Raw genomic sequence first — 14,053 nt, 5'->3', positions numbered from 1 at the left:
CGCACGACGCTCCTGGTGGAGTGACGGGTATGGCAGATTCTCGCGCTCTTCGGCGCTTTCCCGAGTGGATGACCTCCCGTGGCGGAGCGTGGATCACGCTCGGCGTGGTCCTCCTGATCATGACGGCTCTCTTCGGCCTGTTCGGGTCGGCGAAGGCACCCGCCGGCAACGAGCAGGCCCCCGAGGGGTCGGAGTCAGCACGCACGAGCGCCCTGCTGGCCGAGTTCCCGAACGCGGATCGGCAGTCCGTGATCCTGGTCGCGTCGCGCGACGACGGTGCGACGCTCTCGGCACCTGACGTCGCCGCGCTCGAAGGCCTCCTCCCGGTGCTCGGCTCGCACGCGGACGCGGATCCGACCGGGCCTCTCGTGAGCGAGGACGAGAGGGCCGCGGTTCTCGTGACGCCGATCGCGGTCGGCCAGACGAGCACCGACACCGCCGCGGTGATCGCGGCGCTCCGCGCCGACATCGACGAGCACGCACCGGACGGGATGACCCTGCTCGTGACCGGCGGTCCGGCCTTCGGCGCCGATATCGCCGCCTCCTTCGAAGGCGCCGACTTCACCCTGCTCCTCGTGACCGTGCTGATCGTCGCCGTGCTCCTCATCGTCACGTACCGATCGCCGGTGCTGTGGCTGCTGCCGCTCGCCGCCGTCGGCCTTGCCGATGGGCTCGCCGGACGCCTGACCGCGGCTGCCGGTTCCGCGTGGGACCTGCAGTTCGATGCCGGGATCATCAGCGTCCTCGTCTTCGGCGCCGGGACCAACTACGCCCTGCTCCTGATCTCGAGATATCGGGAGGAGCTCACCACCACGACGAACCACCGCCGCGCGCTCAGCACGGCCTGGCGCCGGACCGCTCCGGCGATCCTCGCCTCGAACCTCACGGTCGTCCTCGCCCTCCTGACACTCGCCCTGGCGGTGATCCCCGGCACGCACGGACTCGGCGTCTCGTCCGCCATCGGGCTGTTGGTCGCCCTGGCGTCCGTCCTCTTCCTGCTGCCTCCGCTGCTGGCGGTGTGCGGACGGAAGGTGTTCTGGCCGTTCGTCCCTCGTCCCGGAGCTGCCGCACGACGCGACGGGGTGTGGCGGACGATCGCGACGCGCGTCGTGAGCCGGCCGGTCGTGAGCCTCCTCGGGGGTGCGGCCCTGCTGGCCGTGATGACGGTCGGCCTCGTCGGGACGACCGTCGGACTCGACCAGGTCGACAAGTTCCGGGTCCCGTCCGAGTCCGCGACGGGTCTCGAGGTGCTCTCGAACCACTTCCCGGCAGGAGAGGCGCAGCCGATCCTCATCGTCACGGACAGCGGCGAAGCCGAAGCCGTCCTCACCGCGGCGCGCGACGTGGAGGGCATCGTCCGCGCCGCTCCTGTCGGGACGACGGACGATGAGAAGCTCACGAAGATCCTGGTGACCAGCGAGTATGCGCCCAGCACCGACGAGAGCCTGGCTCAGATCACGGATCTCCGGGACGCCGTGCACGATGTGCCCCGGGCGGGGGCTGTCGTCGGCGGCGCGGTGGCGACGGATCTCGACGCCCGTGCCGGGAACCTCGCGGACCTCGGCGTCGTGGTGCCGCTGGTGCTGGCCGTGAGCTTCCTGGTGCTGGCGTTCCTGCTGCGGTCGCTGGTCGCGCCGCTGCTGCTGCTCGCCGTCAATGTGGCGAGCGCCGTGGCCGCCATCGGCGCCGGAGCCTGGCTCAGTCGCGTGCTGTTCGGGCAGCACGCGCTCGATCTCCCGGTACCGCTGCTGGCCTTCCTGTTCCTGGTCGCCCTCGGCATCGACTACACCATCTTCCTCGTCCACCGCGCCCGGAGCGAAGCGGCGCTGCGGGGTACCCGGGACGGCATGGTGGAAGCGGTCGCCCACACCGGCGGCGTCATCACGAGCGCCGGGATCGTCCTCGCCGCCGTGTTCGCGGCGCTCGGCGTCCTGCCGCTGGTCACCCTCGGGCAGCTCGGCCTGATCGTCGGGGTCGGCGTGATCGTCGACACGCTGGTGGTCAGGACGGTGATCGTCCCTGCGCTGTTCGCTCTCGTCGGCGACCGCATCTGGTGGCCGGGGCGACCGGCCTCCCGAAGCGTCGCTGACGCCGGCTGATTCGGCGGGGCTGCTGTGCGTCGCTCACGCCGCCGGACGGTACCGCTGCGCGACGGCGCCGGAGCGGAACTCCCGCCGCTCCACGAGCTCGAGCCGAAGACGCTCGCGCACGCCGTCGAGCAGCCGAGGACCATGCCCCGCGACGACCGGGTGGACCACGAACAGGTACTCGTCGATCAACCCGAGGTCGGCGAGCGCCGCGGGCAGAGCCACTCCGCCGACCGACAAGCCCTCCCCCGGCTGATCCATCAACCCCCGCACCGCCTCGGCGAGGTCGCCGCGCACGAGGTCCGCGTTCCAGTCGACGGCATCGAGCGTCGCCGACACCACATGCTTCGGCAGGCGATCGATGGTCTCGGCGAAGGGCGTCTCCCATTCCTCCATCCAGCCCGGCCAGACCCCGGATTCCGGACGCCGCCACGCGGCCCGCATCATGTCGTACGTCACCCGGCCGTAGAGCAGAGCGTCGGCGCGCTGCAGCTCCGCGGTCCAGAAGCGCATCGACTCCTCGTCGGGCGGGAGTCCCGCTTCGTGATGGCAGCAGCCGTCGAGCGTCACGTTGATCGCGTACCGCAGCGGCCTCATCGGAGCTCTCCGACCGGGACCGGCACCGTCAGCACGTTGCCGGGTGGCGCCAGCGGGCACGCCCACGCCGGGTCGTAGGCGCAGGACGGGTTGTACGCGAAGTTGAAGTCGAGCACGAGCGTGCCGCGGCGCGGGTCGGCCCCGAGGTCGGCACCCTTGATCGTGTCGATGAGGTACCGCCCGCCGCCGTACGTCCCCCCGCTCTGCCCGGCGGAGGAATCGCGCACTGGCACGAACAGGCCGCCGCCGTAGGAGGCGAGCCGCCACACGTCGAGAGACCCGACGTCAGGGATCTCCACGACGCCGACGCGCTCGAACGGCACGATGCCGTCCGTCCCCGTGGCGAACTCGAACGTGGCCGGCTCCGTGTCGAGGATCGGGAGCTCGAACCGCCAGGCGGGGTCGTACGAGGCGATCGGCAGCCCCTCGAACAGCGCCCTGTCCTGCGGGAGGAGGGGCGTCGCCGGGTGCCGCAGCAGCAGCTCGTCGCGCTCGATCCGCCACAGCTCGTGCGCCTCCTCCGGGGAGTCGGCCCGTCGCACCGCTTCGTACAGGGCGAACACCCGCCGCCGCCAGTCGACGACCTCGACGGCCGTCTGCGCATTCGTCATGCGCCCACGGTACGCCGGACGACGGACGCTCGGAACGGCCTCAGTCCCGGTCGATCATGTCCGCGTAGCCGTCCTCGTAGGTCGGGTAGTCCAGCCTGCCGAGGACCGCATGCACCAGCGAGCCGTCGTAGACGAAGCCGCTCACCGCACCGCCGTCGTCCGGGGGCACGGGCACGCCGAGGCGGTCGGCGAGGAAGGTCACGACGTCTCCCAGGGGGGCGGGCGCCTGGTCGACGGCGTGCACGAGCGCCGGGGGCTCCGGCATCCGCAGCAGCAGGTCGAGAATGCGTACGAGATCGGTCTCGTGGATCCGGTTCGTGCGGCGGCGGTGCGTGACGGGTGCCCCCTCCCTGACCTTCCGGAGGAGGAACTCGCGCCCGGGACCGTAGATGCCCGCGGGGCGCACGACCACCGCGTTGAAGAGCTCGACGGCCGCCTTCTCGCCGTCCCGCAGACCGCGGCCCCGGTCGGTGGTGGGTGCCGGCTCGACCCGCTCGGTCACGGGCTCGGAGCTCCCGGCGCCGTCGAACACCCCGGTGGACGAGACGAAGACCGTCCGCGTCGGCCGGGCCGGCAACGCCGCCGCGAGATGCGCGAGCGCCGTGCGATACGACGACACGTCCGGACCGGGCGGCAGGGTCATCACAACCGCGTCGACCTCGGGCAGCGGCGTGGTGAGCGGAACGGTCAGATCGGCCGCGAGCGCCGTCACCCCGTCCGGCACGGGTCCGTCACTGCGGCGGAGGGCCAGGACCTCACCACCGTCCGCGAGGAGCAGCGGAGCGAGCCGGGTGCCGAGTTTCCCGAAGCCGACCAGGAGGGTGCGGCGCGGCGGAGGCGGAGTGGTCATCCCTCCCACCCTCGCACATCGTCGCCGAGCGACGGACGTAGGCTTGAGCGGTGACGGAATCGCAGGGACGGGTGTGGACGGGAGTCCTCCGCGTCGGTCCGCACCGCGGGGATCACCGGGTCGCCCTGCGCGCCGCGGTCAGTGTCGCCGTCCCGCTCCTCGTGCTGTGGGCCGTCGGCCGGCTCGACCTCAGCATCTATGCGAGCTTCGGCGCCTTCGCCGCACTCTACGGCCGGCACGACGTCTTCCGCGACCGGATCCGCATGCAGGCCAGCGCCGGCGGCGTGCTGCTCGGCGCGATGCTGATCGGCACGGCCCTATCGGTCCTCGCCGCCCCCGCCGTGCTGAGCATCGTCGTCGTCGCACTCGTCGCGTCGGCCGTGACGCTGCTGGCCTACGTCCTCCAGTGGCACCCGCCCGGTCCGCTGTTCACGGTCTTCGCGACCGGGGCGTGCGCGACCATCCCCGCCACCGGCGCCTCCTTCGGCGCGGTCCTGCTGGTCGGCGGGGCGAGCGTGCTCTTCGGCCTCGCGCTCACCGCCCTGGTCGCCGTCGTCACCCGGACCACGGCGGAGGCGGCACCGAAGGCACGCCCGGCCGTCGGGCCGGTCGCCGCCGAGATGGCCGCCTCGGTCGCCGCCGCGATCGTCGGAGCGGGTGTGGTCGGCCTGCTCCTCGGCGGCACCCACTGGTACTGGGCGGCGGTCGGCGCGGTCGCGGCGGTCAGCGGCGCACAGCTCAACGCCCGCGTGATCCGCGGCATCCAGCGCCTCGTCGGCACGCTGCTCGGCGTGCTGGTCGCCGCCGGGATCCTCGCCCTCGACATGCCGCCGCTCGCCGTGATCGCCGTCGTGGTGGTCCTGCAGGGGACGGCCGAACTGTTCATCGGCCGCAACTACGGCATCGCGATGGTGTTCGTCACCCCGCTCGCGCTCCTGATGGTGCACCTGGCCGCGCCGACTCCTGTCGCCGACCTGCTGACCGACCGTGTGCTGGAGACGATCATCGGCGTCGTGGTCGGAACGGTGGTGGCCGTCACGTCCGCCGCGCTGCGCCGACGGAGCCGACGCCGCTGACGAGACGACGAAGCGCCGCACCCCGGGAGGGATGCGGCGCTCCGAGGCGAGGCTTCTACTCGGCGTCCGCGGCGATCTTCCGCGCATCGTCGGCGTTGAGCACCCGGAACAGCAGGGCGGCGATGATGGCACCGACCGCGGGGGCCACGATGTACAGCCAGAGCGAGCCCCACGCGAAGTGCCCGCTGACCGAGAGGCCGAGGGCCACCGCCGGGTTGAATCCGCCGCCCGAGATGGAGCCGACCGTCGCCGCACCGACGAAGACGGTCGCACCGATCGCGAGCCCGTAGAACGAGTTGCCCGCAGTGTCCTTCGAGGTGGCGGAGTTCAGCACGACCCAGACGAGGATCAGCGTGAACAACGCCTCGACGAGGAACGCCGGGCCGACCTCGATGACCATCGCCTTCTCCCCTGCCGGCCAGACGGCGAGGGCCACGAGAGCCGCGAGCGCCCCACCGGCGAACTGCGCGACGAGGTAGGAGACGAAGTCGGCGACGCTGAGCCCACCGCGCAGGAACACGCCCAGCGAGACCGCCGGGTTGAGGTGGGCGCCGGAGATGTGGCCCGTGGAGTACACGAGTACCATCAGCGTGAAGCCGATCGCGAGCGGGGTGAGCGGGCTTCCGCTGTTCACCGCGGCGATGATGGCGAGGACGAAGAGGAACGTGGCGACCGCTTCTGCGAGCGCCTTTCGAGGTGTACCGGTCATGATGGTGTCCTTCTGTGGGATCGCAGGCGGCCCCCCGTCTCCCCGGAACGGCCCGGGCGACGACCCGCCTTGCGGCACCGAGGATAGCGCGCGGTCGGCTCTCGCTGGCTCATTGGCGGCGGAACTGTCAAGCCCGTCGCCCGCCGGAGTCCCGGCCCCTACCGTGCAAGGATGACCGTCCAGACCGAGCCGCGCGCCGAGAACCCAACCCGGCTGCGCCGCGCCATCACCGGCCCCCTGTTGTTCGCGTTCATCCTCGGCGACGTGCTGGGGGCGGGGATCTACGCGCTGATGGGTGTGCTCTCGGAGGACGTGGGCGGCCTGCTCTGGGCACCGCTCGTCCTCGCGCTCCTCCTCGCCATGCTCACCGCAGGGTCGTATGCCGAGCTAGTCACCAAGTACCCCCGCGCGGGCGGCGCCGCGGTGTTCGCCGAGCGGGCGTTCCGCAGCCCGCTGGTCTCCTTCCTCGTCGGCTTCAGCATGCTCGCGGCCGGCGTGACGAGCGCGGCCGGTCTCGCCATCGCCTTCGCCGGCGACTACCTCAGCACCTTCATCGACCTGCCGACGATCCCGGTCGCGATCGTCTTCCTCGCGATCGTCGGCCTGCTCAACGCCCGCGGCATCCGCGAATCGATGGGCGCGAACCTCGTGATGACGGCGATCGAACTCAGCGGCCTCGTGATCGTGATCGTCGTCGTCGCGGTGTTCGTCGGCGGCGGAGGCGGCGATCTGTCCCGGGCGACGCAGGTGCCCGAGGGGGCGAACGTCGCCCTCGCGGTGCTCTCCGGCGCAGTGATCGCGTACTACTCGTTCGTCGGCTTCGAGACCTCGGCCAACATGATCGAAGAGGTCAAGAACCCCCGGCGGACCTACCCGCGCGCGTTGTTCGGCGCGCTCCTCACCGCCGGCGTCGTGTACGTGCTCGTCGGCATCGCCAGCGCCGTCGCGCTGCCGGCCTCCGAGCTGCAGGAGTCCAGCGGCCCGCTGCTCGCGGTCGTCGAGGCCACCGGGGTCAGCGTCCCGTCCTGGATGTTCAGCCTCATCGCGCTCATCGCCGTCGCCAACGGCGCCCTGCTGACGATGATCATGGTCAGCCGCCTCACCTACGGAATGGCCGAGCAGAACCTCCTGCCGTCGGTGCTCGGACGCGTGCTGCCGAAGCGGAAGACCCCGTGGGTGGCGATCCTCACCACGACGCTCGTGGCCATGGGCCTCACGCTGGTCGGAGACCTCGCGACGCTCGCCGAGACCGTCGTGCTGCTGCTGCTCGTCGTGTTCCTCAGCGTGAACATCTCGGTGCTGGTCCTGCGCCGCGACAAGGTCGAGCACGACCACTTCCGCGTGTGGACGTTCGTCCCGGTGCTCGGCATCGCGTCGTGCATCCTGCTGCTCACCCAGCAGCGCCCGCAGGTGTGGCTCTTCGGCGCCATCCTGCTCGCCGTCGGCGGCGTGCTCTACGCTGTCGCCCGGTGGACCCGCAACCGCTCGAAGACCGCCGACACGAAGGAGAGCCATGAGCACGCCTGACGACACCGCCGACGAGACGTTCGAGGAGAACCGTCACGACCAGCTGACCTCGGCCCCCGACGCCACGGAGGCCGACGCCGCGCCGCGCGTGGACGTCTCGGAGCACGACGGCAACACCCGTATCGACATCCGGGACGATGCCGAGGTGCGTCCGGGCCCCGGTCCTGGCATGCCCGAGGCCGACGGCGACGACTGAGTCCGTACACGCACGAGCGCCCGCTCTCCTCCCCGGAAGCGGGCGCTCGCACGTGCGGGGTCAGAACAGTGTGTAGCCGCCGTCGACCACCAGGACGGTGCCGGACATGAAGCTCGCGGCATCCGACGCGAGGAAGACCACCGACGGGCTGACCTCGCTCGGCGTGGCGTAGCGCTGCTGCGCGGAGTCCTCGATCCAGAACCGTCGGAAGCGCGGCTCGTCCACCGGCGACATGTCGGTCTTGATGTAGCCGGGCGCCACGGCGTTCACGCGCACCCCCGCCGGCGCCCACTCGGCCGCCAGCGACTTGGTGAGGTGGTGCACCGCGGCCTTGGAGGCGTTGTAGGCGGGCTGCATCTGCGGGCGGTTGACGATCTGGGCCGAGATGGAGCCGACGTTCACGATCGACCCGGAGCCGCGCGCCACCATGTGCGCACCGACCGTCTGCGACAGTCGCCACAAGGCGGTGAGGTTCGTGTCGATGACGTGCGCCCACTCGTCGTCCGTCACCTCGAGCGCCGGGCGGTGGATGCAGGCGCCCGCGTTGTTGATGAGGATGTCGAGACGCCCGCCCACAGCCTCGATCGCCTCCGCCGCGATGCGGTCAACGGAGGAGCGCTCGGTGAGGTCGCCGAGCACGACCCAGGCCCGCCGGCCGACGGCCTCGATCTCGGCCGCGGTCTCCTTCGCTGCGGCCTCGTCCCGGCCGTGGACGACCACGTCGGCGCCGGCCTCGGTGAGGGCACGGGCGAACTCGCGCCCGAGGCCGCGGGTGGCGCCGGTGACCAGCGCCGTCTTGCCGGTGAGGGCGAATGCATCCATGACGCTCATGCGTCGTCTCCTTCGTTCAGGGTGATGATGGCGTCGGCCCGATGCCGGGTCGCGCGGATGAGGACGGCGTTGGGGCCGTCGACGTCGGTCGCCCAGGCGACGGCGTCGGTGTGCGACCTCCCGTACGCCTCGTGGCGGGCGACGAGACGACGCAGCCGCAGGTCCTCGGGCACGTCGAGGTACCAGGTCTCGTCGAGCAGGGGGCGCACGTGCTCCCACCCGTCGGCGTCGTGCAGCAGGTAGTTGCCCTCCACCACGATCACGCGATCCCGGGCGGAGAGCGGCAGCATCTCGGCGACCGCGGCGTCGATGTCGCGGTCGAACCGCGGGGCGCGCACGTCCTCCCCCGCGCGGAGGCGGCCGAGGAGGGCCGCGAAACCGGCGACGTCGAACGTCTCCGGTGCCCCTTTGCGGTCGCGGAGTCCGCGGCGATCGAGGTCGTCGTTGGCGAGGTGGAACCCGTCCATCGGGAGGACCGGCATCCCGAGCCGCTCGGCGAGGGTGGACTTGCCGGCCCCGGGCGGCCCGACGACGCCGAGCAGGAACGGCCGCCCGTCGCGGGACAGTTCCCGCACCCGGGTCAGGGCATCGGCGGCGGTGAGTGCGTGCATCAGCGGTCCTCGGCGGTGGTCGGGCACGGATCGGGGGAGCGGGCGGGTGCCCGCTCCCCCGGCCGGTGTCACTGGTCGAGCAGTCCGGCTTCCTTGTACAGGTCGATGTACTCCTGGACGCCGTCCTTCGTGATGAGCGGGTTGCCGATGTCGACGTTCACCTCGTCCTCCGCGCCCGTCAGGAGATCGTGCACGGCCTTGAGGTTGAGCTCCGCCAGCTCGCGGGCGTTCTGCAGGGAGGTGGCGGTCATGGTGCCGGCCTCGATCAGCAGGACGGCCTCGGGGGTGCCGTCGACGCCGTAGGCGAGGATGCCGTCGAAGCCGCCCTTGCCCTTCACCGCCTCCAGCGCACCGGAGGCCATGTTGTCGTTCATCGAGATGATCGCGTCGATGTCGGAGTTGGCCAGCGACCAGTCCTCCATCAGGGTCATCGCCTCGTCCTTGTTCCAGTTCGCGATGTCCTCGGCGACGATGGTCACGTCGGGACGCTCGGCGAAGAACTCCTTCTCCCAGGCGTCGCGGCGAGCCGTGCTGTGGAAGTTGCCGGCCGGGCCGTTCAGCACCACGACGTTGGCCCCGTCCGGGATCTGCTCCACCGCGAGCTCGGCGACGACCGCGCCCTGCTTGTAGGGGTCGGCGTCGACCGAGTCGCCACCGGTCAGGCCCTCCACGCGCGGGTTGGTCGTGATGGTCACGATGCCCGCGTCGATGGCCTGCTGGATGTACGGCAGCTGTGCGTCGGCGTTGTTGGCCTGGACGATGATCGCGTCGAACTTGTTCGCGATCGCGTTCTCGATCATCTTGTTCTCGATCTCGTCGTCGGCCTGGCCGTCGAAGACCTCGAGGGTGATGTCGTCGTACTCGCCGGCGGCCGTCTTCATCTCGTTCGCGAGCCAGGCGGCGAACGAGTCGGCCTGCGCACGGGCGATGTACGCGACGCGGTACTCGTCCTTGTCCTCGGAGCCACCGCCTCCGCCGTTCCCGGTCGGGTTCCCGGTGGTGACGGCGCAGCCGGCGAGGCTGATCGCCGCGGCGGCAGCGGCGCCGAACGCGATGATCCTGCGGGTAAGACTCTTCATTGTCTTCTCCTGTTTCTCTGGGTGGGGTGAAGCGGTCGGGTGGGCGCGGTCAGGACGACGTCCTGCCGCCTCCCGGGTCGGATGCGGATGCGGATGCTCCGACAGGGAAGGGATCGCCCTTCGCGTCGGACTTGAGGATCGTGGTCTTGGCCTTGCCGCGCTTGCTGAACACGTCGTAGGCGACGGCGACGACGATGATCGCGCCCATCACGATCTGCTGGATGTACGAGCCGATCCCGATGAGGTTCATGATGTTGCCGAGGATGCCGACGATGAGCGCACCGGCGAGGGTGCCCATCACGGTGCCGACGCCGCCGGAGAAGCTCGTGCCACCGATGATCGGGGCGGTGATGGCCTGCAGCTCGTAGCCGACGCCCGCGTTGGGGAGACCGGCGTTGACGCGGGACATGAAGATGACACCGGCGATGCCGACCAGGGCGCCGTTCACGAGGAACGCCTGGTACTTCACGCGCTCCACGGAGATTCCGGCGGCGCGTGCCGCCTCCTCGTTGCCGCCCACCGCGTAGACCGAGCGGCCGTACCTGGTCTGGTTCATGAGATACCAGATCACGATCGTCACGCCGATCAGCACGAGCACCGGGATCGGCAGCCAGCCGAGGTTGCCCTGGCCGATGAGGATGAAGTCGCCCAGCTGGAGGACGTTCTGCCCCTGGGTCAGCTCCAGCACCGCGCCGCGGGCCATCAGCATCATCCCGAGCGTCACGATGAACGCGGGGGTCTTCAACGTCGCGACGAGGAAGGCGTTCACCAGGTTGCACAGCATGCCGATGAGGATGCCGGCGAGGATCGCGAGCAGCAGGTTGCCCGTCGACTTGTAGACCAGCACCGACACGACACCCGCGAACGCCATGACGGCGCCGGCGGACAGGTCGATCATGCCGCCGATGATCAGCGTCATCGCCCCGAAGGCGAGGATCGTGATCACCGCGACCTGGCGCAGCACGTTGAAGATGTTGTCCGAACTCAGGAAGTTCGGGCTCAGGAAGCTCGCCGCGACGATCACCACCAGCAGGATGATGTAGATCGAGAAGCGGTTCACCTCGAGTCTCTTCAGTGTCTGGAGCATTGTCATGCCACCTCGATTTCATTCATGGCGTAGGTGAGGATGGTTTCCTGCGAGAACTGATCGGGCGTCAGCTCCGCGGTGAGGCGTCCGGCCGACATCACGTAGATGCGGTCGCACATGCCGATGAGCTCGGGGAGCTCGGACGAGATCATGAGGATGCCGCGTCCCTGGCGGGCGAGCTCGGTCATGATCTTGTAGATCTCGAACTTCGCGCCCACATCGATGCCGCGCGTCGGCTCGTCGAGGAGGAGCACCTTCGGATCGGCGATCAGCCAGCGGGCCAGGAGCACCTTCTGCTGGTTGCCGCCGCTGAGGTTCGCGATGCGCGTCTGCAGGCTCGGCGCCTTGACGTTCATCTTCCGGAAGTACTCGGTGACGAGCTCCTCCTCCTCCCGACGCCGGGCGAAGCCGCCGTGGATCACCTTGCGGAGGCTGGCGAGGGTGGCGTTCTTCATGATGCTCAGCTGCGGGACGATCCCCACCAGCCGGCGGTCCTCGGACAGCATCGCGACGCCCGCCTTGATCGCCTGGGTCGGGTTCTTGATCTTCACGGTCTGCGTGTCGACCTCGATCTCCCCGGCGTCCAGCTTGTCGAGGCCGAACACGGCGCGGATGACCTCGCTGCGCCCGGCGCCGATGAGCCCGGCGAGCCCGACGATCTCGCCGGCGCGGATGTGCAGGTCGATGTCCTCGAACATGTGCTCGGCGGACAGCCCGGTGGCCCGGAAGACCGTGTCGCCGATCTCGACGCGCTCCTTCGGGTAGGACTGGTGGTCGAGGTCACGGCCCACCATCTGCGCGATCACCTGGCTCGACGTGATCTCGGAGGCCGGCTGCGAGCTCACCACCGTGCCGTCCCGCAGCACGCTGATGTCGTCGGCCAGCTCGAAGACCTCGTCCATCTTGTGCGAGATGTAGATGATCGACTTGCCCTGGGCGCGCAGGTCGCGGATCTTCGCGAACAGCGACTCGACCTCCTTGTGCGCGATCGCCGAGGTCGGCTCGTCCATGATCAGCACGTCCGCGCTGTGGTACACGGCGCGGAGGATCTCGAGCGTCTGGATCTCCGACACGGTGAGGGTGCCGAGACGGCGGTTGATGGAGAAGTCGAGCCCCTCCTCGGCGAGGATGCGCCGGGCCTCGCTGCGGATGAACCGCCAGTCGACCTTGCCGAACTTCATCGGCAAGCGGCCCAGGAAGAAGCTCTCGGCGATGGTCATGCCGGGCACGTAGTTGAGCTCCTGCGAGATCATCGCGATGCCGCGGGCGCGGGCGTCGATGGGGTTCTTGATCCGCACCTCCTCGCCGCGCACCCGGATGGTCCCGGCGTCGGGCTGGTAGATGCCGTTGATGATCTTCATCAGCGTCGACTTGCCGGCGCCGTTCTCTCCGCACAGGGCGTGGACGGTGCCGGGACGCACGTCGAACGAGACGTCGTCCAGGGCCTTCACCCCGGGGAACGACTTCGAGACGCCCTCGACCGAGAGCAGGGCCTCGGTCATGACGCCGCCTTCACGGCGGGCTCGTCGACGCGCCGGACGCGGGGCAGGACGATGCGCTTGAGGGAGTCGATCGATCCCTCGCCCGACAGCGCCTCCTCCACCTGCTCGATGCCGTAGACGTGGGTCACGAGCGAGTCGAGCTCCACCTGACCGGATTCGAGGAGCGCGCGGGCGATGGGCCACGTGCCGGTGTACCGGAAGATGCCGGTGACGTTGAGCTCGCGCATGGCGACCTCGGGCACCGACAGCGGGAACTCGTCGGCGCTGCCCACGAGCACGACCGTGCCGCCGGCCCGGGTGGAGCGGATGCCGTTGACGATGGCGGGCGTCGCGCCGGAGGCGTCGATGAACACGTTCGCCTCCAGCTCCACCGTGGAGTCGGCGGCCGGATCGATCGTGCGCGCACCGTACGACGCGGCGAGCTCGCGGCGGGCCGGGTTGATGTCGGCGATCACGACGTCGACCGCACCGAATGCTTTCGCGACCTGCGCCGTGATGATGCCGATGGGACCGCCTCCGGCGATCAGCACGGTGTCGCCGACCTTGATGCCGCCCTTCTGCGCGGCCGCGATCCCGACCGACAGCGGCTCCATGAGGGCGGCGGCGTGATCGCTGATCGAGTCGGGGACGTCGTAGGCGAAGTCGTCCTGGATGAGCACGTAGTCGCAGAACGCGCCGTCCACGGGCGGGGTGGCGTAGAAGGCCATCTGCGGGCAGAGGTTGTAGTCGCCCGCCCGGCAGAAGTCGCAGCGGCGGCAGGGCCGCTGCGGCTCGATGGCGACGCGCCGACCGATCCGCGCCGGGTCGACGTCCGCACCCACCGCGACGATGCGTCCGCTCACCTCGTGGCCGAGGATGAGCGGGCTGTCGACGACGTACGGGCCGATGCGGCCGTGCTCGTAGTAGTGCACGTCGGAGCCGCAGACGCCGACGCTGGCGACCTCGATCAGCACCTCGTCGGCCGCGGGGACCGGGACGGGGCGCTCCTCGAGCGCCAGGTCCTTCACCCCCCGCAGCACGCTGGCGGTCATGGTGGTGGGGATCTCCGTCATGGGTGTCCTCTCTCTCCTGTGGAAGCGGGCATGCGTCCGCCTAGAACCGTCGGCCGTCGGCCTGGAGCTCGGCGAGCTCGAGGTAGCGGTCCGCGATGTCGGTGCGATCGGCGGCGGGAGCACGATCGTCTCGGCGCTCTCCGGATGGGTGGACCCCGAAGGCGATGCGTTCGTCCTGAGCGACGCGTACGAGACGGACTCCTCGTCCCCGGTGATGGTGGCCCCGATGGCCGACGGC

15 protein-coding genes are annotated in these 14,053 nt (G+C 70.3%); 5 read left to right on the top strand and 10 right to left on the bottom strand.

Annotated elements, in window-relative coordinates; translation table 11 throughout:
• The first annotated feature begins 68 nt into the window (after positions 1-68).
• Positions 69-2,099: an MMPL family transporter gene (locus D8M34_RS10245; protein ID WP_126893967.1), complete on the top strand. Its 2,031-nt coding sequence runs from the start codon at positions 69-71 to the stop codon at positions 2,097-2,099.
• A 24-nt stretch (positions 2,100-2,123) separates the two neighbouring features.
• On the opposite strand, the gene D8M34_RS10240 is transcribed toward D8M34_RS10245, so the two are convergent.
• From D8M34_RS10240 to D8M34_RS10230, 3 genes are read right to left on the bottom strand one after another with little or no spacing between them, the layout of a single operon-like run.
• Positions 2,124-2,684: a dihydrofolate reductase family protein gene (locus D8M34_RS10240; protein WP_025102705.1), complete on the bottom strand. Its 561-nt coding sequence runs from the start codon at positions 2,682-2,684 to the stop codon at positions 2,124-2,126.
• Positions 2,681-3,295: a DUF1684 domain-containing protein gene (locus D8M34_RS10235; protein ID WP_085605165.1), complete on the bottom strand. Its 615-nt coding sequence runs from the start codon at positions 3,293-3,295 to the stop codon at positions 2,681-2,683. The genes D8M34_RS10240 and D8M34_RS10235 overlap by 4 nt, the downstream gene beginning before the upstream one ends.
• Before the next feature lie 40 nt (positions 3,296-3,335).
• A complete protein-coding gene (locus D8M34_RS10230) occupies positions 3,336-4,145 on the bottom strand; it encodes a sugar nucleotide-binding protein (RefSeq protein WP_025102706.1) in 810 nt (269 codons plus the stop codon).
• A gap of 50 nt (positions 4,146-4,195) precedes the next feature.
• Here D8M34_RS10230 and D8M34_RS10225 point away from each other — a divergent pair, with 50 nt between their 5' ends.
• Complete coding sequence (locus tag D8M34_RS10225; protein ID WP_164498171.1) at positions 4,196-5,221, top strand: FUSC family protein; 1,026 nt, start codon at positions 4,196-4,198, stop codon at positions 5,219-5,221.
• 55 nt (positions 5,222-5,276) lie between these two features.
• Here the strand turns inward: D8M34_RS10225 and D8M34_RS10220 are convergent, their stop codons facing one another.
• Positions 5,277-5,930, bottom strand: a complete 654-nt coding sequence (locus D8M34_RS10220; protein ID WP_025102708.1) for an MIP/aquaporin family protein — start codon at positions 5,928-5,930, stop codon at positions 5,277-5,279.
• A gap of 171 nt (positions 5,931-6,101) precedes the next feature.
• On the opposite strand from D8M34_RS10220, the gene D8M34_RS10215 reads away from it, so the two are divergent.
• Complete coding sequence (locus D8M34_RS10215; protein WP_025102709.1) at positions 6,102-7,457, top strand: APC family permease; 1,356 nt, start codon at positions 6,102-6,104, stop codon at positions 7,455-7,457.
• Positions 7,444-7,653, top strand: coding sequence for a multidrug transporter (locus D8M34_RS10210; RefSeq protein ID WP_126893929.1), 210 nt, complete (start codon positions 7,444-7,446; stop codon positions 7,651-7,653). The genes D8M34_RS10215 and D8M34_RS10210 overlap by 14 nt, the downstream gene beginning before the upstream one ends.
• A gap of 60 nt (positions 7,654-7,713) precedes the next feature.
• Here D8M34_RS10210 and D8M34_RS10205 read toward each other — a convergent pair whose 3' ends face one another.
• From D8M34_RS10205 to D8M34_RS10180, 6 genes are all read right to left on the bottom strand, one after another.
• Entirely contained in the window at positions 7,714-8,484 is a 771-nt protein-coding gene (locus D8M34_RS10205; protein ID WP_025102711.1) for an SDR family NAD(P)-dependent oxidoreductase, read from the bottom strand.
• A complete protein-coding gene (locus D8M34_RS10200) occupies positions 8,481-9,095 on the bottom strand; it encodes a nucleoside/nucleotide kinase family protein (RefSeq protein WP_025102712.1) in 615 nt (204 codons plus the stop codon). The genes D8M34_RS10205 and D8M34_RS10200 overlap by 4 nt, the downstream gene beginning before the upstream one ends.
• A gap of 68 nt (positions 9,096-9,163) precedes the next feature.
• Entirely contained in the window at positions 9,164-10,174 is a 1,011-nt protein-coding gene (locus tag D8M34_RS10195) for a sugar ABC transporter substrate-binding protein (RefSeq protein ID WP_025102713.1), read from the bottom strand.
• 49 nt (positions 10,175-10,223) lie between these two features.
• Positions 10,224-11,261: an ABC transporter permease gene (locus D8M34_RS10190; protein ID WP_025102714.1), complete on the bottom strand. Its 1,038-nt coding sequence runs from the start codon at positions 11,259-11,261 to the stop codon at positions 10,224-10,226.
• 2 nt (positions 11,262-11,263) lie between these two features.
• Positions 11,264-12,763: a sugar ABC transporter ATP-binding protein gene (locus D8M34_RS10185; RefSeq protein WP_025102715.1), complete on the bottom strand. Its 1,500-nt coding sequence runs from the start codon at positions 12,761-12,763 to the stop codon at positions 11,264-11,266.
• Positions 12,760-13,815, bottom strand: a complete 1,056-nt coding sequence (locus D8M34_RS10180; protein WP_025102716.1) for an NAD(P)-dependent alcohol dehydrogenase — start codon at positions 13,813-13,815, stop codon at positions 12,760-12,762. The genes D8M34_RS10185 and D8M34_RS10180 overlap by 4 nt, the downstream gene beginning before the upstream one ends.
• On the opposite strand from D8M34_RS10180, the gene D8M34_RS10175 reads away from it, so the two are divergent.
• Positions 13,814-14,053: hypothetical protein (locus D8M34_RS10175; RefSeq protein WP_148113053.1), on the top strand; the 240-nt coding region annotated here is incomplete at its 3' end. The genes D8M34_RS10180 and D8M34_RS10175 overlap by 2 nt on opposite strands.

It is taken from the genome of Microbacterium sp. HSID17254 (assembly GCF_003989315.1).
Lineage (GTDB): Bacteria > Actinomycetota > Actinomycetes > Actinomycetales > Microbacteriaceae > Microbacterium.
The sequence above is the reverse complement of the archived record's forward strand: the minus strand, read 5'-3'. Positions and strand labels throughout refer to the sequence as shown.

Bases quoted from the DNA above. Each gene is read 5' to 3' on its own strand.
- D8M34_RS10200 (WP_025102712.1), bottom strand. From the start codon at position 9,095: ATGCACGCACTCACCGCCGCCGATGCCCTGACCCGGGTGCGGGAACTG.
- D8M34_RS10230 (WP_025102706.1), bottom strand. From the start codon at position 4,145: ATGACCACTCCGCCTCCGCCGCGCCGCACCCTCCTGGTCGGCTTCGGG.
- D8M34_RS10220 (WP_025102708.1), bottom strand. From the start codon at position 5,930: ATGACCGGTACACCTCGAAAGGCGCTCGCAGAAGCGGTCGCCACGTTC.
- D8M34_RS10210 (WP_126893929.1), top strand. From the start codon at position 7,444: ATGAGCACGCCTGACGACACCGCCGACGAGACGTTCGAGGAGAACCGT.
- D8M34_RS10240 (WP_025102705.1), bottom strand. From the start codon at position 2,684: ATGAGGCCGCTGCGGTACGCGATCAACGTGACGCTCGACGGCTGCTGC.
- D8M34_RS10245 (WP_126893967.1), top strand. From the start codon at position 69: ATGACCTCCCGTGGCGGAGCGTGGATCACGCTCGGCGTGGTCCTCCTG.
- D8M34_RS10235 (WP_085605165.1), bottom strand. From the start codon at position 3,295: ATGACGAATGCGCAGACGGCCGTCGAGGTCGTCGACTGGCGGCGGCGG.
- D8M34_RS10190 (WP_025102714.1), bottom strand. From the start codon at position 11,261: ATGCTCCAGACACTGAAGAGACTCGAGGTGAACCGCTTCTCGATCTAC.
- D8M34_RS10195 (WP_025102713.1), bottom strand. From the start codon at position 10,174: ATGAAGAGTCTTACCCGCAGGATCATCGCGTTCGGCGCCGCTGCCGCC.
- D8M34_RS10215 (WP_025102709.1), top strand. From the start codon at position 6,102: ATGACCGTCCAGACCGAGCCGCGCGCCGAGAACCCAACCCGGCTGCGC.
- D8M34_RS10180 (WP_025102716.1), bottom strand. From the start codon at position 13,815: ATGACGGAGATCCCCACCACCATGACCGCCAGCGTGCTGCGGGGGGTG.
- D8M34_RS10185 (WP_025102715.1), bottom strand. From the start codon at position 12,763: ATGACCGAGGCCCTGCTCTCGGTCGAGGGCGTCTCGAAGTCGTTCCCC.
- D8M34_RS10205 (WP_025102711.1), bottom strand. From the start codon at position 8,484: ATGAGCGTCATGGATGCATTCGCCCTCACCGGCAAGACGGCGCTGGTC.